This window comes from Flavobacterium faecale (genome assembly GCF_003076455.1).
GTDB lineage: Bacteria > Bacteroidota > Bacteroidia > Flavobacteriales > Flavobacteriaceae > Flavobacterium > Flavobacterium faecale.
Genome location: NZ_CP020918.1, coordinates 4,360,275 through 4,386,711 on the forward strand (window position 1 = coordinate 4,360,275; position 26,437 = coordinate 4,386,711).

16 protein-coding genes are annotated in these 26,437 nt (G+C 35.1%); 8 read left to right on the top strand and 8 right to left on the bottom strand.

The features are described from left to right. Nucleotides 1-10: 10 nt before the first annotated feature. On the bottom strand, nt 11-3,139 hold the full coding sequence (locus tag FFWV33_RS18140; protein WP_108742205.1) for a SusC/RagA family TonB-linked outer membrane protein: 3,129 nt from the start codon (nt 3,137-3,139) through the stop codon (nt 11-13). A 519-nt stretch (nt 3,140-3,658) separates the two neighbouring features. On the opposite strand from FFWV33_RS18140, the gene FFWV33_RS18145 reads away from it, so the two are divergent. Further along, complete coding sequence (locus tag FFWV33_RS18145; protein WP_108739214.1) at nt 3,659-5,107, top strand: IS1182 family transposase; 1,449 nt, start codon at nt 3,659-3,661, stop codon at nt 5,105-5,107. Nucleotides 5,108-5,351: 244 nt separating this feature from the next. Here the strand turns inward: FFWV33_RS18145 and FFWV33_RS18150 are convergent, their stop codons facing one another. The 7 genes from FFWV33_RS18150 to FFWV33_RS18180 all read right to left on the bottom strand — a co-directional run bounded on the left by FFWV33_RS18150 (nt 5,352) and on the right by FFWV33_RS18180 (nt 20,655). After that, nucleotides 5,352-6,827: a RagB/SusD family nutrient uptake outer membrane protein gene (locus tag FFWV33_RS18150; protein ID WP_245891582.1), complete on the bottom strand. Its 1,476-nt coding sequence runs from the start codon at nt 6,825-6,827 to the stop codon at nt 5,352-5,354. Between the two features lie 12 nt (nt 6,828-6,839). Then, nucleotides 6,840-9,971 carry a SusC/RagA family TonB-linked outer membrane protein gene (locus FFWV33_RS18155; RefSeq protein WP_108742206.1) on the bottom strand — a complete coding sequence of 1,044 codons (3,132 nt, stop codon included), beginning with the start codon at nt 9,969-9,971 and terminating at the stop codon, nt 6,840-6,842. A 1,057-nt stretch (nt 9,972-11,028) separates the two neighbouring features. Further along, the gene (locus FFWV33_RS18160; protein ID WP_108742207.1) at nt 11,029-12,351 is read right to left on the bottom strand and encodes a T9SS type A sorting domain-containing protein; all 1,323 of its coding nucleotides are present in this window, start codon (nt 12,349-12,351) and stop codon (nt 11,029-11,031) included. A gap of 524 nt (nt 12,352-12,875) precedes the next feature. After that, nucleotides 12,876-13,331, bottom strand: coding sequence for a hypothetical protein (locus FFWV33_RS18165; protein ID WP_159086078.1), 456 nt, complete (start codon nt 13,329-13,331; stop codon nt 12,876-12,878). 103 nt (nt 13,332-13,434) lie between these two features. Further along, complete coding sequence (locus FFWV33_RS18170) at nt 13,435-15,201, bottom strand: RagB/SusD family nutrient uptake outer membrane protein (RefSeq protein WP_108742209.1); 1,767 nt, start codon at nt 15,199-15,201, stop codon at nt 13,435-13,437. Between the two features lie 104 nt (nt 15,202-15,305). Then, nucleotides 15,306-18,416 carry a SusC/RagA family TonB-linked outer membrane protein gene (locus tag FFWV33_RS18175; RefSeq protein WP_245891590.1) on the bottom strand — a complete coding sequence of 1,037 codons (3,111 nt, stop codon included), beginning with the start codon at nt 18,414-18,416 and terminating at the stop codon, nt 15,306-15,308. 742 nt (nt 18,417-19,158) lie between these two features. After that, a complete protein-coding gene (locus FFWV33_RS18180; protein WP_108742211.1) occupies nt 19,159-20,655 on the bottom strand; it encodes a sulfatase in 1,497 nt (498 codons plus the stop codon). Nucleotides 20,656-20,842: 187 nt separating this feature from the next. On the opposite strand from FFWV33_RS18180, the gene FFWV33_RS18185 reads away from it, so the two are divergent. From FFWV33_RS18185 to FFWV33_RS18215, 7 genes are all read left to right on the top strand, one after another. Then, nucleotides 20,843-21,334, top strand: coding sequence for a rhodanese-like domain-containing protein (locus FFWV33_RS18185; RefSeq protein ID WP_108742212.1), 492 nt, complete (start codon nt 20,843-20,845; stop codon nt 21,332-21,334). Then, nucleotides 21,324-21,917, top strand: a complete 594-nt coding sequence (locus FFWV33_RS18190) for a TIGR04282 family arsenosugar biosynthesis glycosyltransferase (RefSeq protein ID WP_108742213.1) — start codon at nt 21,324-21,326, stop codon at nt 21,915-21,917. Before FFWV33_RS18185 ends, FFWV33_RS18190 begins: the two co-directional genes overlap by 11 nt. Then, nucleotides 21,918-22,790: a sterol desaturase family protein gene (locus FFWV33_RS18195; protein ID WP_108742214.1), complete on the top strand. Its 873-nt coding sequence runs from the start codon at nt 21,918-21,920 to the stop codon at nt 22,788-22,790. Between the two features lie 68 nt (nt 22,791-22,858). Beyond that, nucleotides 22,859-23,614 (top strand): DUF547 domain-containing protein, encoded by a 756-nt coding sequence (locus tag FFWV33_RS18200; protein WP_108742215.1) that lies wholly within the window; start codon nt 22,859-22,861, stop codon nt 23,612-23,614. Further along, the gene (locus FFWV33_RS18205; RefSeq protein ID WP_108742216.1) at nt 23,607-24,299 is read left to right on the top strand and encodes a TIGR04283 family arsenosugar biosynthesis glycosyltransferase; all 693 of its coding nucleotides are present in this window, start codon (nt 23,607-23,609) and stop codon (nt 24,297-24,299) included. The genes FFWV33_RS18200 and FFWV33_RS18205 overlap by 8 nt, the downstream gene beginning before the upstream one ends. A gap of 14 nt (nt 24,300-24,313) precedes the next feature. Next, on the top strand, nt 24,314-25,078 hold the full coding sequence (locus FFWV33_RS18210) for a hypothetical protein (RefSeq protein ID WP_108742217.1): 765 nt from the start codon (nt 24,314-24,316) through the stop codon (nt 25,076-25,078). Nucleotides 25,079-25,141: 63 nt separating this feature from the next. Further along, nucleotides 25,142-26,434, top strand: a complete 1,293-nt coding sequence (locus FFWV33_RS18215) for an NAD(P)/FAD-dependent oxidoreductase (RefSeq protein ID WP_108742218.1) — start codon at nt 25,142-25,144, stop codon at nt 26,432-26,434. Nucleotides 26,435-26,437: the final 3 nt, after the last annotated feature.

Here is a 26,437-nt window from a genome sequence, read left to right on the forward strand (position 1 = left end):
TCAGCTTTTATTAAAAATTAATATCTAATCCTAAAGAAATAGTTCTAGTCGAAGGATATCTACCTCTATCAATCCCCATGTCCAATGGACTACTTAAGGCTGAGTCAACTCCCATTTCTGGATCCAAACCATTGTATTTTGTAAATGTCAATAAGTTTTGAGCCGCTACATAAAGGCGTAATTGATCTAATGCAATCTTTTCAACAATAGACTTCGGAAAAGTATAGCCTAACTGTATATTTTTTAAACGTAAATACGAACCATCTTTTACAAATCGGCTAGATTGTTGGGTATTGATTCCGTTATTATCGAATGTTGCTCTTGGAACTGAATTTGAAGTACCTTCGCCAGTCCATCTGTTAAGCATATTCGAACTTAGATTGGTTCCTAAATCACTTTCTAAATAATACAAACTAGCATTGAAGATTTTATTCCCTTGACTCCCTTGGAAGAATGCAGAAAAATCAAACTGTTTGTAATTCAAATCAATATTGAAACCGTAAGTAAATTTTGGAAAAGGTGATCCAATGAAAGTTCTATCCTTATCATCTATGACACCATCCTTGTTTATGTCATTATATTTTACATCTCCAGGTTTGGTATTGGCAAATGTGGCACTTTCATCAATTTCTTTTTGGTTTTGAAAAATACCTAACATCTCATACCCGTAAAAAGAAGCTATAGGTTGACCAACTTGTGTTCTACCAATATTACTAAAGCCTTGGGCTGGACCTGACTGAATAATACTCCCTTGTCCTGCCAATGCCGTAACTTTATTTTTTATGAATGAAATATTTCCTCCAACATTAAAAGAGAAATCTTTAATCACTTTTCTATAATTGGCTGTAAATTCCAATCCCTTATTCTCAATATTTCCAGCATTGGTATACGGACTATTTTGGTACCCACCTGTTAATAAAACAGGAGCTGCCAACAACATATCTGATGTGTTTTTGATAAAATAATCAGCAGTAAGCGTAATTGAATTATTTAATAAACCAACATCCAAACCAAGGTTTTTGGTGATTGTAGTTTCCCACTTCAAGTCAGCATTTCCTGGAATCAATGGAGCCACACCTGTAGATGTTGCTTCATCGTTCCCAAACATATAATTTGTACCAATATTCAATGTGTTGTAGGTTGCCGAGTTTGGAATATTTTGATTTCCGGTTTCACCCCAACCTAGACGAAATTTCAATTGACTAATTTGATCAACATGAAAGAAATTCTCTTTGTGAATGTTCCAAGCCGCAGCAACTGACGGGAATTTTGCCCAACGATTATTTGCACCAAAACGAGACGAGCCATCAATTCTATACGTACCTGTAAGCAAGTAACGATCATTATAATTGTAATTTAAACGTCCGAAGAAAGATAAAAGTTTTGATTCTGAAATATCACCGTCATTCTTAGAACTTGAAATATCACCTGCTCCAAGAGTAGGATTTGCAACACTTTCTGGAATTCCGTTACGTTGTGTGTTTACGTTATTCCCACTTAAATCTTGTATTTCTTGTCCCAGCAAAGCAGTAAAAAAATGCTTTTTGGCAAAAGTTTTGTTGTAATTTAAGGTATTCGATAAAATCATTACCCTACTTTCAGAACGGTTTAACGTGTACGTACTCGTTACAGCATTATATGTTGGTCCTACGTTGAATATGGGTACAAAATTATCTACTTTGGTATTGTTTATTTGTAACCCAAAATTAGATTTAAAAGTCAACCCTTTCAGAAGGTCAGCTTCGACAAATACATTACCCAAAAAGCTTTCTTTAATTTGAGGTGTTTTACCATATTTCACAGATCCTGCAGGATTAGTAGCTGAGGAATATCCTGGTACTCCATAGGTACCATCGGCATTGAAAATAGGAGAAACAGGATCAACCAAATACCCCACAAATGCAGACCTGAACCAAGGATTTTGTCCATATTCTGGTACTGAGATTGTTTTGGCAGTTGAGTACTGGATATTATGACCAAATTTTACTTTTGAAGTCAATTGGTAGGTATTATTAACCCTGAAATTTGTTCTTTTATAGGATGATTCCTCAACGATACCTTTTTGATTAATGTATCCAAAAGACACGTAATATGTTGATTTATCACTTCCGCCAGATGCAGATAATTGATGACTCTGCATCACTCCCGTTTGATACACTTGATCTTTCCAATTGTAAGATGGCAAGTTTTGAGGATTCAATAAGTTAGGATCCAATGGTTTTCCATCATTGGCTTTCCCTTCGTTATACAAAGTAGCCCATTGATTAGCATTCAAAACATCTAAGTTATCGATGCGTTCCTGAAAACCTGTATATGTTTTATACGATATAGTAGTTTTATTTTTGGAACCACCGTTTGTAGTAATCAATACTACACCATTTGCTCCTCTAGATCCATAAATTGCCGTAGCCGAAGCATCTTTTAAGACTTCTACAGATTTGGCATCGGCCATATTTATACTCGAAATATCATTAATAGGCACACCGTCAACTACATATAAAGGATCGGCATTATTTACTGTACCCGTTCCTCGTATACGTACCGTAGGTGTAGATCCAGGTGTACCCGAACCTTTGGATACAGTTACACCTGCCGCTCTACCCTGAATGGCCTGTGCGATGGATACATTTTGTGTTTTATTCATATCCTCTGTACTTACAGATGATAGTGAGCCTGTTACATCTGATTTTCTTACGGTTCCGTAACCAATTACGACTACCTCATCCAAGGCAGCAGCATCACTTTTTAAGGATACATTGATTACTTTTTTACCGTTAATAGCTAGCTCGGTCGTTTGCATGCCTAAATAAGAAAAAACTAAAATCTTTGCTGTTTCTGGAACAGAAAGTATATAATTTCCGTCAATATCAGTAGTGGTACCACCAGTTGTTCCTTTTACATTTACGTTTACGCCTGGAATGGGCATTCCGTCTGAGTCTTTGACAGTTCCTTTAATTTGGGTTTGCTGTACTAACTTTGTAGCAACCTCTATCTTATTGTATGCTTTATCATTCTCTGAATAGTTTGTTGCACTTTTGGCAACAACTGTACCCATGCAAAAAATAGCGGTCAATTTCCAAGTAAATTTCATTTGATTACAAAGAAATGTAGTGGTTCTTAAACGAGTAGTTTGTTTCATAAAAGTTTATTTTTGATTTTTTTTTTGTTGTTAGAGTAGTTGTAATTGTTTATTCATTTAGTCTATCATAGGCACTAATTGGTTTAAATTATTAGTAATTAATTATTGCCGTAAAATCACTTCTTACAGCACATATCTTCTACCTCACTTACTTAACCTTACGATCAAAAACGAAACGTGTGTCTGCTATTTTTTTTTTCGAATTATAAAAAAAATAACCCCAATCTTTTTTTGAATAAACTGCAAATTCTCTTGCAATATCTCATTCATTGTATGATCAGGGCTACAAATTTAAGCCGTAACATCGCTTTTTACCTACATCATATGTTTTTTAGAATGAAACATATGAGTTTTTAAAACCCAAATATTGTTAAAGTTTTAAGCAAAAAAAAAAGGGACTGTTCCGAAGAGGGCACTGAAAAAGTCTTTCTAATAAATTGACACATAAAAAGGAGTAGATATCTATGGATTTCTACTCCTTTTTTCTTATATTTAAATCTAATTATAAGTGTTTTTTAGATGTTAGTACAACAACAAACAATACAATTCAGCGAGTATTCTTCGTTGTATGATTTAATAGTTCCAAAAGAAAATCTATTAAGAAAAATTAATGATTTGATTGATTTTTCATTCATTTACGATGAGTTGTTAAATAAGTACTGTCCCAATAATGGGCGAATGGCAGAAAGTCCCGTTCGTATGTTTAAGTATTTACTACTTAAAACAATCTATACTGTTTCCGATATTGATGTCGTGGAGCGTTCTCAATACGATATGTCCTTCAAATATTTTTTGGATATGAATCCAGAAGACGATGTTATCAATCCGAGTTCGTTAACAAAATTTAGAAAACTACGTCTAAAGGATACCGACCTATTAAATCTGTTGATAAACAAAACAGTCACCATTGCTATCGAAAAAGGTATTATTCGTTCGAAGTCTATCATCGTTGATGCCACACATACTTTATCAAGATCCAATCCATTTTTAGCCATCGATGTATTGAGAGAACGTTCCAAGCTACTGCGAAAAACAGTATACAGCTTTGAGCAGGAATTCAAAGAACATATGCCTGAAAAAAATACAGACAATGACTTAGAGAAGGAACTTGCTTATTGTAAAGAGTTGGAAAAACGCATTGAAAATGAGCCGTCAATAAGTTCGATTCCAGCTGTGAAAGAGAAATTAAATCTACTCAAAGAAACTGTAGAAGACACTCAAGAAAATTTTACCTTATCAAAAGATGCAGATGCTAAAACGGGTCATAAATCTGCTGATAGTTCTTTCTTTGGATATAAGACTCACTTAGCTATGACCGAGGAGCGCATCATTACAGCGGCTGTAGTCACATCAGGTGAAAAAGGGGATGGACCAGAATTACCTAGACTTTTAGCGATTAGTCAAAAAAACGGAATTGATGTTGATACTATTATTGGGGATGGAGCTTATACAGGAAAAGAAAATCTCAAACTCACAAGGGAGCAAAATATTAAAGTGGTAGCCAGACTAAATGTTACAATAGCACAAGGAGCTAGAAAAGACGAAGATAAATTTGACTATAATAAAGATGCCGATAGATTTGTTTGCACTGCTGGTCATATGGCCATACGAAAGGCTCGCCAAGGTAAAAAAAATGTTGGAACCAATCAAATACAAACCTACTATTTTGATGTGGAAAAATGTAAGACCTGCTCTTTAAAAGAGGGTTGTTATAAAGAAGGATCCAAGACAAAAACATATTCGGTGTCGATAAAATCGGACTTACACCAAGAACAAATCAGCTTTCAAGAAACTGACTATTACAAAGAAAAAGCAAAACATCGATATAAAATAGAAGCGAAAAATAGTGAGTTGAAAAATGTACATGGTTATGATAGAGCAATATCATATGGCATTACCAATATGCAAATGCAAGGTGCAATAGCAATTTTCGCAGTCAACTTAAAAAGAATACTCAAATTAATGTAGAAAAATGAAAGCTACTGCTGCATTACTCAAAATGACTCTAGCTAAACTCAAAATAGCCTTATTGAACCAACATTAAAAATCAAGATTAAAAAGGAAAACGCTTGCAACGGATTATATAACTCCTGTTACAAGCGTTTTTTTATTGTCTAAAAAACGATGATAATCAAAATATGCGATGTTTTTCAGTGCCCTCGTTCCGAAGAACAATCCCTTTTTCAAACAACTAACTTTAACCTATCAATCCTTAATAATTATTTTGAAGTAAAACACCTTTTGACAAAGTGACCTGTGAGTACGGTATAGGCATTACTTCATGTTTACCAACAATAAAACCACGTGGTACAAGAACAGACTGAATCCTTCCGGTACGAATTAAATCGTGATAACGATAGCCTTCACCTGCCAATTCTACTCTTCGCTCATGATAAATGGCATCGCGCAACGGATTTCCGTTTAAGGTAAGTGGTAGATCCGGAACAACAGTAGCTGCTGCAGTACCTCTTGCACGTTTTCTCACTTTGTTTATGTATCCTACAGCTGTTGGAGCATCGGTTTTATAAATCGCTTCGGCATACATTAAATACGCATCAGATAAACGTAATACTCGGATGTTATTGGCACTGTTATTTGTTCCACCAATCGTTGGGCTTAAATAATTGCTGTATGGTGCCCATGAATATTTTCGAATATACCAGCCGGTTCCATAAGCAGTTGGCTCATTCATTTTATAAAAAGTGGCCGCTTTTCTAGGATCATTCGCTTCAAATTCGTTCAAAAGATCATCTGTAGCTTGCATAAAACCACCCCCTTTTTTTGATCGAGGCGAAATACGTTGTGTAATACCTGTACCCAATATACTTGCATTGGTTGCAAAGTTAATTTCATAAATCGACTCAGGACTCCACTCGCCTTCTTGTTGAAAGATGGTAGCATAATTTTGTAATACATAAGGAATCGCAAATAACTGATCTCCGTAGGTTTTCACCTGATCCATTTTGTTTTGGTACAATGAAACACGCATCATCAATCCTAGTGCCGCTCCAAGATCTGCATGACCGTAGTAGGTAGTTGCATACGTAAAACGAGAAGGCAAATCGGCAATAGCTGCCTTCAAGTCATTTTCGATAAATGTATAGGTAGCCGCTTCGGTTGCACGAGGAATATTGTACGCATCTGGTGCTTGTAGTTTATCAATCAACGGTACACCTCCAAAAGAGTTAACCAAATCAAAATAGTAATAGGCTCTTAAAAAATGAGCTTCGGCTAAAATTGCTTTTTTACGGTTGGCATCAGTAAAAGTAATATCAGATACTTTATTCAAAATCAAGTTTGCGTACAAAATACCTTTGTAATTGGTTTCCCAAGTTTGCTCTATTGCTACATTGGTAGTGGAAAGGGCATAACTTTCTTTTTCGAATAATGGTAAATTATCATTCAACCTATTTCCTCCTTTAATAAAATCATCCGTACCAATATCACCTTGAATGATATCTGTACCCATAACCGCCCAAAAGTTTTCTTTACCATAAATCTCTCTCATTGGAGAATAAGCTGCGTTCAAAGCTTGTTCAGCATCTGCTGGCGTTTTATAAAAATTTTCTACTACTGGCGTTCCAAATGATTCGATTTCTAAATAGTCTTTGCTACACGAGACCGTCAATCCTGCCAATGCAAGAGCCGAAAATGTTATGCTTTTTTTAATTATGTTATATGTATACATCGCTTTTACTTATTAAAAATTAATATCTAAACCTAAAGAAAATGATCTCACAGATGGGTATCTTCCTCTGTCTATTCCAATATCCAAAGGACTATCTTGAGAACTATCTACTCCCAACTCAGGGTCAACTCCATCATACTTTGTAAAGGTCAAGAGGTTTTGGGCAGCAACATATATGCGTAGGTTTTGTAACGAAATTGCGTTAAGAACACTTTTTGTAAAAGTGTATCCTAGTTGTACATTCTTCAATCTCAAATAAGATCCATCTTTGACAAAACGACTAGATTGTAAATTATTATTACCTGCATTAGTAAAAGTAGCTCTAGGCACTGTGTTTGATGTTCCCTCACCTGTCCATCTACCTAATACTGATGTACTCGAATTGGAGGCATAATCCCCTTCTAACCAATAATCTGTAGTATTAAATATTTTGTTCCCTTGAGAACCTTGAAAGAAAGCCGTAAAATCAAATTGCTTGTAGGCTAAATCTAAATTAAGTCCATATGTGAATTTTGGAAATGGAGATCCAATATACGTACGATCGTTATCAGTTATTTGTCCGTCGCCATCGATATCTTTATACTTCACATCACCAGGCTGTGTGTTTAATAAGGAAGGGTTATCGGTAATATCTTTTTGGTTTTGAAAAATACCAACCATTTGATATCCGTAAAAAGAAGCCAATGGATGTCCTACTTCTGTTCTTGAAATATTATAAAAATTATTTCCAAATCCAGTTTGAATAATACTTCCCTCAGAGGCTAAAGCAGTTACTTTATTACGGATAAATGAGATGTTCCCCCCTACGTTAAAGGAGAAATCTTTAATCGTTTTTTTATAATTAAGTGTTAACTCAAGTCCTTTGTTCTGGATATTACCAGCATTTGTATACGGGCTATTAGCATATCCTGATGAATATAAAATTGGAGTCGCCATCAACATATCTGAAGTATTCTTGATAAAATAATCGGCTGTAAGTGTAATTGAATTGTTCAAAAATCCCATATCAACACCAACGTTTGTAGTAATGGTAGTCTCCCATTTCAAGTTTGCATTACCTGGTGTTAAAGGCGCCACTCCAAGAGCAGTAGTTTCATCTTTTCCAGCGATGGAATTTGTCCCAACATTTAATGTGTTATAAATTGCTGCATTAGGGATGTTTTGATTCCCTGTCTCTCCCCATCCTGCACGTACTTTAAATTGACTGATAGCGTCTACTTTAAAAAAGTTTTCTTTGTGTACATTCCAAGCACCTGCCAAGGAAGGAAACTTTGCCCATCTATTATTTGCACCAAAACGAGATGAGCCATCCATTCTATAGGTACCTGTTAGCAAGTATCTGTCGTCAAAATTGTAATTAAATCTTCCGAAGAAAGATAATAACTTCGACTGTGATATAGATCCTCCATTGGTAGAAGAAGCAACATCCCCTGCATTAATGGTGGGTTGACCTACACTTGTTGGAATTGAATTTCGGCTAGCATTTACATTGTTTGTATTTGCATTTTGAATCTCTTGCCCCAATAATCCGGTGATATAATGCTTTTTAGCAATTGTTTTATTATAATTTAAAGTATTCGATAATATAATAGAACGATTTTCTGAACGGCTCAAATCATAAGTACTCACAGGTGAACTGAAAAGTGGCGAAACATAGTAAGCCGGTTTGTAATTATCAACCGAAGTATTGTTAATCTGTAAACCAAAATTAGATCTAAAAGTAAGGTCTTTTATAATATCTGCTTCTACGAAAACACTTCCTAAGAAATTTTCTTTTTTCTCTGGTGTTACCCCAAATTTGGTTAATCCAAGAGGATTGATTGGTTGTGCCGCATATTTAGGAAGAGAGTAACTACCGTCTGCATTATAAAATGGTGTTACGGGATCAATAAAAAAACCACTAAAGGCCGCCTTTGCATTTGAGTTTCCCCCGTAAGATGGAATCGATTGTGTATTTGAAACAGCATATTGAATGTTGTTACCTAACTTAATCTTAGGAGAAATTTGATAGGTATTGTTCACCCTAAAATTGGTTCTCTTGTAGCTCGACTCGTTAATAATACCTTTTTGATTGATGTAACCAAAACCAACATAAAACGTAGATTTTTCGGTACCTCCTGAGGCTGATACTTGATGGCTTTGAATACTACCACCTCTATAAGCGGCATCTTTCCAGTCGTAATTTGGCAATGATGAAGGATTTGCCAAATTGGGATCAGCAGCTTTTCCATCGTTTGCATTTGCTTCATTATACAATGTAGCCCATTGCTCAGAATTTAATACATCCAGGTTATCGATACGTTTGTCAAAACTAGTATACGTTTTATAACTAACTACTGTTTTTCCTTTTTTACCACCATTGGTCGTTATTAAGACAACTCCATTGGCTCCTCTAGATCCATAAATCGCTGTTGCAGAAGCATCCTTTAAAACCTCAACCGATTTTGCATCGGCCATATTTACACTTGAAATATCGCTTATAGGTACACCATCAACCACATACAATGGATCGGCATTATTCACCGTACCCACTCCCCTGATACGCACTGTTGGTGTAGCACCAGGACCACCAGAACCTTTGGCGACTGTAACCCCAGCTGCTCTACCTTGAATCGCTTGAGCGATAGATGTATTTTGCGTTTTGTTCATCTCCTCTGTGCTCACAGAAGACAAAGAGCCTGTAACATCTGATTTTCTAACCGTTCCGTAACCTACCACAACAACTTCCTCCAATGTTGCAGCATCGTTCTTCATCACAGTATTCAAAACTGTTTTTCCGTTAATTGCCACTTCAGTGGTCTTTAAACCCAAATAAGAGAAAACTAAAACCTTAGCCGTATCAGGGGCAGCAAGCGTATAATTTCCGTCAATATCAGTAGTGGTGCCAATAGTAGTTCCTTTTACATTCACATTCACACCCGGAATTGGCATTCCGTCTTCATCTTTAACTGTACCTTTTATAGTAATTTGCTTTAGACTAGGATTCGAAACTTCGGTTTGAATAAAGTTAAATTCCTTTTCGAAATGATCTGTAGCTGCTCGAGACCCTACAGTACCCATGCAAAATAGGGCCGTTAGCTTACACGTCATTTTCAATCTAGAAGAAAGAGCAGAAGCGCTTCTAAAATGTTTACTCTGTTTCATAAATAATAATTTAGTTTGTTTGTTGGTTTAAAAATCCAATTACAACAAGTATTATTCAGCGTATTATCAACTAAAATACCTCTTGTAATTGTCTTTATACTGAATAAAAAAAATCAGAAAATAGTTTTCTTAATTCCCTTTAAAACAGCAAACAAATCTATTTCATCACCATTCTTTTTTTGTATTTGTAGGTTATTTTATTGTCTCTTGAGGTTAATTTCTCACACATAAAATAGGACGCAAGCACTGTAGGGCACCAACATGTACATAAGAAACCTTGTACAAGTAATATAGTAGTCCTTGCAAAATTAATAGTGCTCCTATTGAGGAGAAATATTTTGTTCTTTTTCGAAATAAAAGACAAGATTTGTAACGAGATGTCAACCAAGAATTATCTTTTTTCGAAAAATAGTTAACTGCTTACAATCAAACTTCTGTAATTTCTTATCCTTTTTGATTTGTCAACACGCACACGCTACGGTATTACAGGAGTCGTAACTAGTTGAATATATTAGGTACGGAAGGAAGCTAAGTCATTATCTAAAGAGGATGTGATTTCTTTATTTGAAAGCACCAATTACAATGTATGCCATATCATGCTACCAAGTGGTGAGGGGCACACTTGTAAAACTTTTATAATAGTAAAAACATCTGAACACCACTTTTATGCCGCTTAATTAGGTGTTTCCATTTTATCCCTATTGCAGTAAATCTTTATATCTACTTAGCAAATTAATGATAGACCTTACATTAAAATTTTGATATGATAATTGAAAGGAAGAGGTGAAATATGTACTGCATTAATAAATGGCATTTAAATTTGAAAGAGCGTAATAGGCAACATGATTAAATAAGATTACAGAATAAAATCAACTCTTACATTCTAATAATAATTACAACTGCTAGATATTTAAAGTATATACATTTTGCATAAAACCTAATTAAAAAATTGAACAAAAAAAAACACTTGCAAAAAATTATTGCAAGTGCTTAATTGAAATATAAATCTACCGGTCAGGATTATTAACTCATCACCAGAAATATAGTATCTTTTAAATTATTTAATAACTAATTTAGAAATCGCTGATTTTCCTTCTGAAGTGAATTCTAAAAGATAAACTCCTGAGCTTAATCCTGAAACATTTAATTGATGACTTACAGATGTAGCTTTTTCAGTTAATACCTGTGCACCCAATGTATTGTACACTGAAATTAAACCACCATTTACTGAGTTTACATTTACAACTCCAGTAGCTGGATTAGGATAAACAGCTACCCCTTCTAATGTATTACCTTTTACTGATAATGATGGAGTATGATTTGCAGCTATATCATCAACATAAACAATATCACCAGCCATTAAGTCAGCACCACTAATTCCGTATCTAAACTGAGCATGAGTGTAGGCTGCAGCAGGTGTAAAAGCATATGTAATTTGCTCCCATGAACCATCAGTCTTTGTAGTTGTTTTATTTTGACCTAATGTAACTAATGAAGTTCCTACATCTGTTGTCCCAGTTCTTGCTTGACCTTGAACTGTAATCAATGGAGAAGTTCCCGGAGTTCCTGGTCGTACTACTTTTACCCACATAGTAGCTACTACATCATCAGTAGTAGAGGAACCAATACTATGAACATAATCATTAAAGACAAAATTGGTTACGCCTGCGTCTGGTGCTGAATAAGTACTTTTTAAACTATATGATCCTGTACCGTGACTATCATCAGAGCTAATAACTGTTGCTGCATAAGTTGAACTACTTGGATTCCATGGACTTACAGTACCATCATAATCTTCAAAACTTGGGTTCTTAAGTATTCCAGTTACAGTAGCTGGAGGAATAGAGTTTAAGAACTCGATAGAATCGACATATATTGATCCCGCTTCACCAGAAACCCAACCAACTCTTACGAGAATATCTAGATTATTAACATCAGCAGACCAATTTGCGACACCTGTCATATCTAAATAAGAAGTTGTCCAAACTCCTGAGCCTACTGAGCCAGTACCTGCGGCAATTGGAAATACTGTATTTGCTATAGTCCCTGCAGTACTAGAGCCTTGTACTCTAAACTGTGTTCCTAATGTTTCGTTTCTGTATCTTATTTTAATAAATTTCTTTGTAATTCCGTCAATACCAGGATTTAGTCCTGTATTATATCCAAAGTTTGCATTATTGCTTAACCTTGTAAGTTTTAATGCACCAGTACCTGCTTCGCCACCTGTTGGAGCATGTACAGGCATACCATTTGATGCACCCGAAAATCCATCTGCCCATCCTTCAAGGCCTGAGTTAAATGTAAAAACCTGTGCCGACATACTTGTGGCAGCAAATAATGCAACCAACATCAATAATTTTTTAAGTAATTGTGTTTTCATAATTTTAAATTTTTTGTTAATAATTAAGGTTTAGTAAATGAATACAAGAATAGAAGGTATACTTAATTTTAAAGTATTCGATAATAGAAAATTTTATTTCTAAATCAATAAGACTACAAACAAAGTTCTCTTACTACTAACTTATATCGTTAATACAAAGTAGCCGAAAATGGTACTAACGGCTGTTTCCAGTAGTAAATATTTTGTATCCCTCGGTAAATATTGGCCATAAAGTACCTAAAGAGCACTATTTAAATGAATTATGATAACAAATCAACCTACAGTGAAATAATAATCACAAAGCCAACTACATCTATCTTCTACTATAAATTCTAAAATAAGCGTAAAAGCGAAACTTATACAAGCACATAATTCATACTATTTCCCAAACATAAACATCAAAGGAAGTAAAAAAGCCTATAAAATATATTGATCACAATAGTATTCTATAGGCTCTTTTTATCTAAAGCTATTTTTAAAGTTTACTTTAAAAAATTTTAAAGTATAACCACCAATTGAATACTTTATGGTGTAACCGTAATGGTTACTATCGCTTCTGCTGTCCAAACTCCATTAATTTCTACAGCCCCAATCACCTTGCGACTATAGGTGTTTTTTATCTTGACTTGTTGAACTCCTGCTGTTTGAAACAAGACATAAACCAGTTTATCCGTAGTTACTAAGCCTAATTTAGGATTTATAAAACGCTCATAATTAGCAGTTTCTAATTCTGATAATGTAGTAGTTAAAAAGCTGTTACCGCTAGTAATACTCCATTCATGAGAAAGATCCCCTTTTGAAAGATCCTGAAAAGCGACATAAGTTCCCACAGCAACAGCTCCATTATTACTTGCATCAGGTCTGACTAAAGCATTATAAACTAATTTTGGCGAAGACCACCAAGTAAAGCTATCATAATCATTATACGGTAATTCATAGTCATTAGTACAGCTTCCTGCGAACAGAGCCAACACTAACATCGTGGATATAATAAAATATTTTTTCATCTTTTTACTTTTATTTTTAATAGAATTATAATTCCAAACAGGATAACTTGCACCTGTTTGAAAGTATAGTATTAAATTATTTAATGCTTGAATTATTAAGCGTTTCGTTTTGTGGTATCGGGAAGTAGCCTAAATCTTTTGCTGACCAAGCCGCTGACGATTCAACAAACTCTGTAAACTGTAAATTACCAGCACCTTTGACTAGCAAACTATTCTTTCTTACTGCTGTTTTAGCAGGTGTAGCTGTGGTTTTATAAGTATAATCAGTCACGCTATATACTTCTGTACTTAGCAAAAGTAGCCTTTGAGCTGTAACTCCCCAACGACGTAAATCATTAAAACGGGTATTAAAACCTTCAAATGATAACTCTAATGGATATTCTTTATACATCAACTGATTCATGATCGAAGTCTCATCATTATAAGTCTTACCATCATAATCATTAGCGGCAGTACTTGTAGGACCTAATAATTTCAATCCCCAACGAGCTCTAATTTTGTTTATTAAAGTTACTGCACCAGCATAATCTCCTGTTTTTGCCAAACACTCGGCTTGCATCAAATAAACACCTGCCAAACGATTAACAACAAAGTTTCTAGGCGATTTTTGCGGAGAAGTTCCTGTTTGAAATTCATTGGTAATACCTGGTATAGCATGACTAGTATATTTTTTCAAATAAGAAAAGAAGGTTCCTCCAAAATTAGTTACTTGAGGTCCTTTGAATCCGTAGTAAGGAGATATTTCATCATTTACAACTGCAATACTTTGAGAAGCTCTTAACGGAATGGTTCTCATTGGACCAGTTAAAAGACCATTTGTATGATTACGAACATCTTTGGTATCCATAGGCTCTTTTACGTATTCATAGGTTAACCATGCCGCTGGCAACATCGTGTTTTGACCTCCAAGAGTCTCACCATTTTCTAAATTTTTTCCTTGCGGAGCAGTCCATCTAGCCATTCTATTTGTAAATCCTTCCTCATTAAAGACATTATCTTCTGTTTGAATATTATCTGCATAATTAATTTCTAAGATTGATTCCGAATTAAAATCAGCTAATCCATTGAACATTTTAGAAACATCCTGTTGCAATGCGTATCCGTAATCACCTTTCACATTGTTGATGATATCATTAAAATATACTTTCGCAAGCAAAGGTTTTCCTTCATAAAGGTAACTCGTTCCCAATATGGTAGCTGCTGCTCCTGCATCAGCTCTTGTTTTAGGTAGCATTTGTGCTGGCAAATTGGCATAAGCATATTCTAAATCAGCTCTAAAGAAATCCATTACTTCCTGTGATGTTGACAGTGCCTTAGCATATTCAGCAACTGTAGTAGGCACTTTATCACGAATGATTATTTTTCCTTGATTAAATTCTGAATGCAAGTAAAAGTGCATTAATCCTCTAAAAAATCTAGCTTGTCCCATTTGTTGTTTCCATCTAGGGTTTGCTTTCAAAACATCAGTCATACTGTTTAATCCTTCAATTACTTGATTGGCTCTCCATATCACACGATACTTTGATTCCCAACGTCTTTGTAAATCAGAATCGTCAAACTGTACCGTCTGTTGGTACCACGGTACCCATGATAAATTTATATTCCCACTACCTCTCGTTTGTGGATGCGATATATCACAACGATAGGGCTCACGCTCCAAATCTAATATATAGCTGTCCAACATTCCTCCATAAACCGATGTCAAATTTGACTCTGATTCATCCAAAGTGGTCCAGTAAGTATCTGTTGATAAATTATTTGGATTGGATTCTTCCAAATACTCGGTACACGATTGCATTGATCCAATCAACACAACTATTAGTATTAAAACTATCTTTTTCATAATTTTCTTTTTATTTTTTTTATTGGCTAGTCGAAATTTACTTAGCTTCAGTTTTCCTGACTAGCAGCTCGTAGCTATACACTTTTCAAAAAACTTTTTCTCAGTTAAAACGTAACATTTACACCTAATGAATACAATGATGTCAAAGGGAATCTTGATAAATCTAGACCTCTTTGGGCTACATTATTACCACCAATTTCTGGATCAAAGCCACTATATTTTGTAAAAGTGATTGGGTTTTGTCCTGACACATAAAATCTTAACTTTGAAATACCCATTGCTGTAGAAACACTTTTTGGCAACGAATATCCTAATGTTATCAATTTTAATCTTAAGTAAGATCCATCTTCTAAAAATAAATCTGAGATTCCACTAGAATCTCTGTGCGTTCTTACTTTAGCCAATGGAATATTAGAAGTCGGATTATCCGCAGTCCACATATTTACTAAATCAGCGTGACGAAATCTTGCATAAGCATCTGCTTTGGTACCATTGATTACCTCAGCACCTACTGACGCGTACCAGTTCATTGACATATCAAAGTTTTTGTAATTCCAACTCATATTGAATCCCATCTCAAAATCAGGCAATCCACTACCAGAATACACTCTATCTTGATCGTTCAAAACACCATCACCCTTATCTGCAATTCCGTCGCCATCGCTGTCAACAGTTAATTGGTCTACAAAGCGCAAATCTCCTTTTTGAGAAGGTGTTCCTCCAGTCAAATTATTATAAGCAGTTACTTCTGCATCATTTTTTAAAACACCATCTGTTTGATACAGCCAAAAAGATGCTGCTTCACGGCCTACTTTAAAAACAGTAGCAGGATCACCTAAAACTTGTGAATTCGGATTGTAGATAATGTCTACTCCGTCAACAATTTTTGTAATTACGTTGGTGTTTTTGGTAAAAGTTAAGCCTAAATTAAATTTGCTTTTCCCTATTTTCTGCTGATAGTTTGCACCAATCTCCAAACCTTTATTGGTCATATTACCAATATTCAAAATTACATTTTGAGGCTCTCCATTTACTACACCCGTCGACCCTGGTAGACGCACAGGAAACAACATATCTTGTTTTTTTGTCACGTAATAATCTGCGGTAAGCGTAAATTTATTTTTAAAAAAAGCAAGATCAACACCTATATTGTTAGAAATAGAAGTCTCCCATTTCACTTCGGGATTCGCATAAGATACTACAGCAGATCCAAGCGTAAGTGCAGTATCATTTGTATCAAAAACATAGTTTCTTCTACCTGTAATAACAGATGAATATTGATAAGGATCAAAACTATCATTACCTACTGTACCACGACTCAACCTAATCTTGAAATTATTAACTGTCCCAATTAAAGGTTGCCAAAATTTCTCATCAGAAACGTTCCAAGCTGCAGATAAGGATGGGAATGAACCCCAACGATAGTCTTTACCAAATTTACTAGAACCATCTCTACGACCAAGTACTGAAAATAAGTATTTACCATCATAATTGTATTGGATCCTACCGATGAAACCAGCCGTTTTATTCACATAATTAACTCCAGAATAAGCTCCTGGATCTTGTCCTGCATTATTAAGAACCTCAATTTCATTGGAGATAACCCCGTTTCTTGTCGCGTAAAATTCTTGATAAGAACGCTCCTCAAAAGCAGATGTCACAATGGCATCAAAACCATGTTTTCCTATTTTCTTCTTATAACTCAAAGTACCATCCCAACTAAAAACACTTAATCTAGATGATTGTGCTTCAACCCCACTTTTCAAAGGATCAACTGATGAAGAACCTGTAGTTAAATCAACTAAGGTGTATTTTGGTCTAAATATATTTCTTATTTGACTAGAAGTATTCGCACCTACCCTTGTAGTAAAACTTAATTCTTTGGTAAGGTCTCTAGTAACACTTAAACTAGCATTTATTTTGTCTGTTCTTTCATTGTCTTTACGTTTAAGATCTTGTGCCAACGTATTCAAAGGTGTTTCAACTCCACCTGCTCCTTCTTCAGTATAAAAAACATCCGAGCTTCCATCTATAATAGGAAAATAAGGTTTGTAGCGAATAGCATCTGTAATTAAATTATTGGTAGCTCTATCTCTATCTTCCATTATGAAACCAATACTTGTATTAATTTTCCAATGATCGGTATTATATGATGTACTTGCTCTACCGTTATATCGTTTAAAAGAAGAACCTACCAAAACTCCATCGGCACTAAATAAACCACCCGCAACATTGTAAGTGAAATTTTTTGTACCACCAGATACGTTTAAGTTATATGTTTTACTCTCTGCATCATTTACTAAGATTACATCTCTAAGATCATTATTATTAGTCAACCATTCTGGTCTAGTTGGTCCCGGATCAAAGGCCGCACTGTAATTCTTTTTTTGTTGTACTTCAAAATACAATTGTTGTGAAGCGTCCATCAATGCAATTCCTTGTCCAAGACGTTGTACACCGTAAGTGGTACCAAAATCAACTTTCATTGATCCTTCTTTTCCTTTTTTGGTAGTAATCAAGATAACACCACTCGCACCACGTGTCCCATAAACAGCTGCAGAAGCGGCATCTTTCAAAACATCAATCGTTTCAATTTCATTGGTACTCAAACGAGGATCTCCCTCTTGCGGGATCCCATCGACAACAAATAATGGTGTATTTGAACCCGATAATGACGTGATTCCTCTAATTTGAATGTTTGATTGCGCTCCTGGCTCACCCGAACTTGCAGCGATGTTAACCCCTGCTATTTGTCCTTGCATTGCCGAACCTAAATCGGGAGTAATAAAACGCTCAATATCATCTGCTTTCAATTGTGATACCGCACCTGTTAATTCTTTTTTCTTAACGGTTCCATATCCAATTACTACTACCTCATCTAAATCTTGACTTTTTGATTTCAAAGAGATATTCATAAATTTGCTTGTCACAGGAACATTTTTGGTCAACATTCCGATATAACTTACCGAAATTAAATCACCCATTTTTGCTTTAATTGCATATTCTCCGTCAAAATTGGTAACTGTACCTTTTGTAGATCCTTTTACTATAACAGTCGCTCCTGGAATTGGCATTCCGTCATCGGTACTTTTGATAGTACCTTGTACAGTAATTTCTTGTGCTTGTACGGTATTAAAACAGCAAAACACAAGCATGACAATCATTAGAAAACTGAATGTTTTTCCGTTTGACTTACTTTTTTCTTTTATTCTCATTTGGTTAGTTTTTTATTAATGGCTTGATATTTATTATCGTAAAAATCGAGTCGTATTTTTTTCTTTATACAATGAACAAAATAGCCATCTTAAATTTTAAAAATTAGTTAAAGTAATTGAGAATAAATTCCTTTTTACTTTACATAAAATAACGTTTAATATATTTACGTTAGGTCGAGTTCAAGAACTCCTTCATTGATTGCTTCAACTTCATTGGTTAGTTTTGGTTTAGTTTATATTTATTCTTAGTTCATCGTTTTCAATTCCTATTTATCATTAGCCATATTGCATGGCACTGGTAGCGTGAAAAAAATTAACGAAGTTAGTACTTTAACAATTACTAAAAATCATGATTGCTTAGTAGAATGCTTATACTTGTTACGATAGGATAAAGGTTAAAAAAAACTTAAAACAACTTGTCTCCATGCGTAAAAAAAATGTCTTCATGCGTACAAGCGACTGAATACAAATAAGCAAAAACACTTAAGGTGCTGTAAATGAGTACTCAACAAAGATAAGGAACTATAATCCTTGAATGAAGCTTTTACTAATTTATGTTAAAAAAAATAGCAAATAATCTTCTACACCTTATAAAAGGAATGCATAAAAAAAATAGAGAATGTCTTACTTACCGTAAAACATCCTCTATTTTTTATTTTAATTATAACTAATATGTACTATCTAATTATTTTTCGGATTGTATAATTCCAATGAAACATAAAACATATAAATTGTTTTATTATTACTTCACAATAGCATTAGGAGGCAAAGGCACTTGGTTCGAATGACGCCATTGAACCAATTCAGCCAACAGCTTTTTGGCAACCTTAGTATTACTTTTCACAATATTAGTAGCTTCCAATGGATCTTTAGACAAGTCATACAACTCTAGTTTTCCATCGGCTAAAAACTGTATTAATTTGTATTCTCCCTTTCGAATGACTGAACAGGTTCCATGTTTATACTGACTCGAAACCTGCAAAAATAATGGACGTTTCTCAAAAAACTTAGTGTCTTTTTTAAATTCTGGCGTGATTGAGTTTCCGTCCAAAATACCTTTATAATTCTCAATTCCAGCCACATCCAAAAATGTAGGGAAGAAATCCATAACCGAGATCACAACATCTGTCCTCCTTGGATTTACTTTTCCTATCCAATTAACTAAGGTAGGTACTTTAATTCCACCTTCATAAATATAACCTTTTGAGTCACGCAGTAAGTTATTTGTACTTGGTCCTTCATTTTGACCATTATCAGAGGTCACGATGATCATTGTATTTTCACGCAAATTATTTTTGTCTAAATAATCAATCACACGCTGAATATTTTGATCAACAGATTCTACCATTGTGGCATATTCAACCATCGTTTGACGTCTTTTACCCAAACCTTGCCCCATAATTGGATCCCCTTCTTTCTTTGAATATTTATCCAACATCTCTTGATTTCGTGCCACAATTGGATTGTGTACAGCATAAAAGTCCAAATTTATTAAGAACGGCTCCCCTTTATGCTCATCCATAAATGCCAACGCTTCATCCGTTAATCGATCGGTTAACCATTCATCACCTTTTTTAGGTGCTATAAAAGGATTGCTAAAGGGTGCTTTATACCCCTTTGTTTCACTTTTGTATCCTCCTAACTCAAATGCTGGATCACCTCTAAACGTTCCTCCAACATTTTTCAAAAAACCTCTACCCTCTGGGTAATACTGTTGCACTTCTTTTGATTTGTGCAAAGCTACCCAATCATAATTACCTGCATCAGGTTGCCCCAATCGCTCTTTCAAGGGATAAGACATTTTTAATTCGTTTAAAGGATCAGGTCCTACGATATGCCATTTCCCTAAATGAATAGATTTGTAACCTGCCTCCGCCAACGGCTCAGCATAAATAGGATGCTCTCTTCCTACCGTCCAACGTGAAAATATATTTTCTTGATCTGTACCTTTTTCAAGTACTGGAACGGTATAAACACCAGTTCTAAAAGATTGCTTACCCGTTAAAATAGCTGTTCTTGAGGGAGAGCAAGTAGGATAAGTATACGAATTATCAAAAACCAAACTCTCCTTGGCCAAAGCGTCTAAATTGGGTGTTTCGTAAAACTTTGATCCATTAAACCCCACATCACCATATCCTAAATCATCCACCACAATAAAGACTATATTTGGCTTTTTTACTTGGGATTGCACAATTGTAAAATTCGCAAAAAGACCAATTAAACATATTATTTTATTCATATCACCGTATTTTAATTTAGTTATTCAATCTAGAACCAAAGTAAACCATTGATGGCGTAATTGTTGTTCTTACTAATTAATTGTTTGTATCTCTTGGTAAAAATTGCGTATTTTTATACCTAATTTCAGTCAATCCGTCAGGTTTACCGTTTTGTACGTCTCATTTATAAACTTAAAATCAACAACGATGCGTTTGCTCCTTATTACCTTTCTTTTTGCATTTAATCTAATGTGTAATGCCCAGAGTACTGTTGCTACCGTATTGAAGAAATACAATACACAATCGGTACCTTATATTACGAGCACACAATTGAAGAATAACAATTACATTCTTTTTGATAGCCGCGAATTTTCAGAATATAAAGTAAGCCATATTCCTAACGCTATATTTGTAGGTTTTAATCATTTTAAACCTGAAACAGTAACTAGCGCTGTTAAAAACCGTTCGACTCCAATTGTCGTATACTGTTCTATAGGTGTTCGGTCAGAGCAAATTGGTGAGAAACTACAAAAATTAGGGTACACCAATGTTCATAATCTCTACGGAGGCATTTTCGAATATAAAAATAATGGCGGAACTGTTCTCAACCAAGCCAACAAAAAAACAGACAGCATACATACCTATAACAAGCAATGGAGTGTTTATCTAAAAAAAGGAATTAAAATCTATGAAAACTAATGCCTTACTAATATTTACCCGAAATCCGACCCTAGGAAAAGTAAAAACCAGATTAGCAAAATCTATCGGGGACGAGAAAGCGTTGGAAGTCTACAAAGACTTGTTGCAACACACTATGCTACAAACGCAGTATTTGGACTGTGACAAATATGTTTTTTATGATAGTCAAATTATCGAAAATGATATTTGGGACAATAAAATTTATAACAAAAAGCTGCAAGCTGATGGCGATTTAGGTCAAAGGATGCAAGCTGCTTTTGAGACACTATTTGCACTAGGTCACGAAAAATGTATTATTGTGGGGAGTGATTTATTCGACCTACAAACTATTGATATTAAACATGCCTTTCATGCGATGGACTATAACGAAATTGCCATTGGACCCGCACAAGATGGTGGTTATTACCTCCTAGGATTGCAGAAAATGTTTCCTTCGATTTTTAAAAATAAAAAATGGGGAACTTCCTCTGTACTTGCAGACACCTTGAATGACCTGCCCTTGCATCACGTATACTTACTCAAGACCCTAAATGATATCGATACGATTGAGGATTTAGAACAAAGCAATTATCAGTTAAAATAAATGGAAAATTACGGCCACATACTTTTAGAATCCTACCAAGGATATTTCAATTATTTGAAAAACGAAATACTTTTCCCGAATTGGGACAACTACTTCTATGGATTAATTGTCATTTCATTAACCGTTTGGGCATTGGAATTGCTTTTTCCATGGAGAAAAGACCAAAAAATACTGCGTAAAGATTTTTGGTTGGACTTGTTTTACTTGTTCTTCAATTTCTTCTTGCTCAACCTTATTTTACTCATAGCTTTATCCAATGTAACTGCTCAAGTGCTCAATGATTTCTTGGGACTCGTAGGCCTACAATTGACCTCCATTCAGTTATTTTCAATTTCAGATCTTCCTGCTCCATGGTCACTTTTTATATTTTTTATCATCAGTGATTTTATTCAGTGGAACGTGCACCGCCTATTACACGCGGTCCCTTTTTTATGGAAAATTCATCAAACGCATCACAGTATCAAAGAAATGGGTTTTGCAGCGCACTTTAGATACAATTGGATGGAACCTATTGTGTACAAGTCCATTCTATATATTCCGATTATCATTATTGGTGGTGTAGCCATTCAGGATGTTTTTATTGTGCACTTTATTACCATCGCAATTGGCCACCTTAACCACGCTAATATTGGTTGGGACTATGGCTATTTAAAATACATTCTGAATAACCCGAAAATGCACATTTGGCACCACAGCAAAAAAATGCCAACTAAATATGGTGTGAATTTCGGAATATCATTAAGTCTTTGGGATTACCTTTTTGGCACCCATTACATCCCAAGTGACGGAAAAGATATTGAGCTTGGTTTTGCTAATGACAACCATTTTCCAGACGACTTTTTGGAGCAAGAATTCTACCCTCTTAAAAAATAATATTTTTTTTCTGTCAGGAAAGCCAAACTTCATCGACGGTTCTTACGTACATACTTAAAAACACAATCATGAAAAAAATAATTATAGCCCTGCTTTTTAGCCCTGCTTTCCTTTTTGCAAATGAAATTGCAACTGTTCAAAATAATACTGTAGATCAAGAAGTATCTATCGACGATGCTCGAAATGTAGACCACTCGAAATGGAATACTTTATTGAAGAAAAATGTATCAAGTACAGGCAAAGTAAATTATAAAGGATTTTTAAGAGACAAAAAAGAATTAGAATCTTATCTAGATGTACTTGAAGCCAACACACCAAACTCTTCTTGGAGCCGTAATGCAACTTTGTCTTACTGGATTAATGTGTACAATGCATACACTGTAAAGTTAATTGTGGACAATTATCCTGTAAAGAGTATTAAAGAAATTAGCAATCCTTGGGGTAAAAAATTCTTTAAACTTGGAGGAAAATCATATAGCTTGGAGCAAGTAGAGCACGAAATCCTTAGAAAAATGGGAGAACCTAGAATACATTTCGCTATTAACTGTGCCTCATATTCTTGTCCAAATTTATTAAATGAAGCTTATACTGAAGCAAAGCTAAGCAAACAACTTGCAGCCGTTGCCAAAGATTTCATTAACGACAGAACTAAAAATACAATTACAGCTTCAAGCGTAAATATCTCTGAAATTTTTAATTGGTTTGGTGGTGATTTCAAAACTAAAGGATCTATTGTTGATTTTTTAAACCAATACAGCACTGTAAAAATCAACTCAAACGCAAAAATTACTTTCAAAGATTACAATTGGACTTTAAATGAATAAACTCTCGATCATCATACCCATATATAACGAAGTCAATACAATTGCATCGGCTTTAATCGAAATTGAAAATGCAATTTCGAAAACAATTGGGTACGAAATTATCGTTGTTGATGGAGGCAGCACAGATAGATCGTTGTCCAAAGTCCGCACATCAAATACCATTCAGCTGCTTCATTCGCCGAAAGGCAGAGCGAAACAATTGAATGCTGGTGCAGCAGTTGCTACCGGAAACGTTTTGTACTTTTTGCATTGTGACAGCCTTCCGCCAAAGGATTTTGACTTGGCTATCACCCAGCAAATACAAAAGAATAACAAAGCAGGTTGTTTTCGAATGAAATTCGACTTACGACATCCTGTATTATTAGTATCGCAGTGGTTTACACGTTTTAACCACATAAGTTGTCGCGGTGGCGATCAGTCCTTATTTATCACCAAGGACTTGTTTACCGAAATTGGTGCCTTTAATGAAAACTTCACCATTTATGAAGACAACGAAATCATAGAACGTTTGTACGCCAAAAAGCAATTTACCGTCTTGCCTCATTATATTATTACTTCAGCTAGAAAGTATCAAATAAATGGCGTCTGGCGTTTGCAATTCCATTTCAGCATGATTCATCTCAAAAAAAGAATGGGCTATCCTGTTTCGAATTTGCAAAATTATTATCGAAAAAACATTATTTAACAATCTCTCACAAAATGAATTTATTAAAAAAAACAAGTCTGTCTGTAATCGCTTTATCATTTGCTGTATTAGGATGTAAATCTCCTGAGAAGGAAGAAACTTTTGTACAAAAAGCAGAGAAAGCACACCAAAAAGAAGCGTTTAACAATCAAGAAGCATTACAATTTGATATTAAGCTTGAATTTGGAGGAGCGGAACGAATGAATGGAACAATGACCTTGTTAACCAATTCTAGCAAAGGAATGATCGAATTAAAAAATGGTTCGAAAATTATTTATGATAAAGACAAAGTTTTTTATTCTCCCGATGTACCCTCAGAAAAATCTGTTCGTTTTGATGCGTACACTTGGGCATATTTCTTTATGTTTCCTTATAAAATGAGTGATGGTGGAACGATATGGTCACCATATGACAATAAAGCAACAAATAAAGAACAATTTGAAACACAAAAATTAAACTTTGAATCGGGAACAGGTGATGCACCAGATGATTGGTATGTAGTGTATACGAACAAAGAAACGCATTTGGTGGAACAATTGGCCTACATTGTAACATTGAAATCGAAAAAAGAAGATGCTGAAAAAGAACCACATGGCATCAAATACAAGAATTTTGTACCTGTAGATGGTGTACCCTTTGCAACAGAATGGGAGTTTTGTAGCTGGAACGAGAAAGACGAATTTGGACAAACTATTGGAAAAGCAAGTCTATCAAATATAAAATTCATCACCGTTACAGAGAGTACTTTTACTCCTGGTACTGATTTTAAGTCGATCTAAACCTTCGGCAAAGCCCCTTCAAAAGTAAAAAACTACACTATTAACGCTACTAAAACGAAACATATGGAACATATTGTCATCATCGGAAATGGGATATCGGGCGTTACGCTAGCGCGTCACATTCGAAAAAAATCGCAAGCAAAAATCTCGATTATCTCTGCAGAGACAGATTACTTTTTTTCTAGAACGGCATTAATGTACGTATTCATGGGTCACATGAAATTTGAACATACACAGCCTTACGAAAATGATTTTTGGAAAAAGAACAACATCGACCTTATCCATAGAAAAGTAACACAAGTTTTTGCAAAAGAAAAATCGATTGTACTCGATGGCAATACAACCATGACATTTGACAAACTCGTTATTGCTACAGGTTCAAAACCAAACAAATTTGGGTGGCCTGGTCAAGATTTAGAAGGTGTTACGGGATTGTACCACAAACAAGATCTTGAAAATATAGAAAAATGGGCACCAACCACAGAACGTGCTGTCATAGTTGGCGGCGGGTTAATTGGTATTGAGCTTGCAGAGATGCTTAGAGCGCGCAACATTGAAGTGACGTTTTTAGTACGTGAAGATAGTTTTTGGAACGGCGTTTTGCCTTCTGGCGAAAGTCAAATGATCAATCGTCATATTGTGGAGCACCATATTGATTTGAGGTTGGGCACCAGCATGAAAGAAATCATATCTGATGAAAATGGCCGAGCAAAAGCCATCATAACAGACAAAGACGAACTAATCGAATGTCAGATCGTTGGTTTGACTGCGGGAGTTTCACCTAACATAGATTTCCTAAAAGATTCTGGGATTGAATTGGGTCGCGGTGTCAAAGTGAATCGTTTTCTAGAAACCAATTTCAAACATATTTATGCCATTGGTGACTGTGCCGAACAACATGAAGGCATTGGGGAACGTAGACCTATTGAAGCGGTCTGGTACACAGGTCGCATGATGGGCGAAGCATTAGCTCAAACCTTGACTGGCAACCCAACAGAATACAAACCTGGACATTGGTTTAACTCGGCTAAATTTTTGGACATTGAGTACCAAACCTACGGTTGGGTTTGGGCCAAGCCGAAGGATCACGAAACCCATTTTTACTGGGAGCATAAAAGTGGCAAAAAAGCAATCCGAATTGCATTTGATAGCGTTACACGAACCTTTATCGGGATCAATACTTTTGGCATCAGGATGCGACATGAGTTTTTTGACACGGTACTTACCAAAAAAGAATCGGTGGACTATGTCATTGCAAACCTTACTGCAGCCAATTTTGACCCTGAGTTTTTTAACTCACATAAAAAAGAAATCCAAAACGAGTTCACCAATCAATGTGTGGGTCCTAAAAAATAAGCA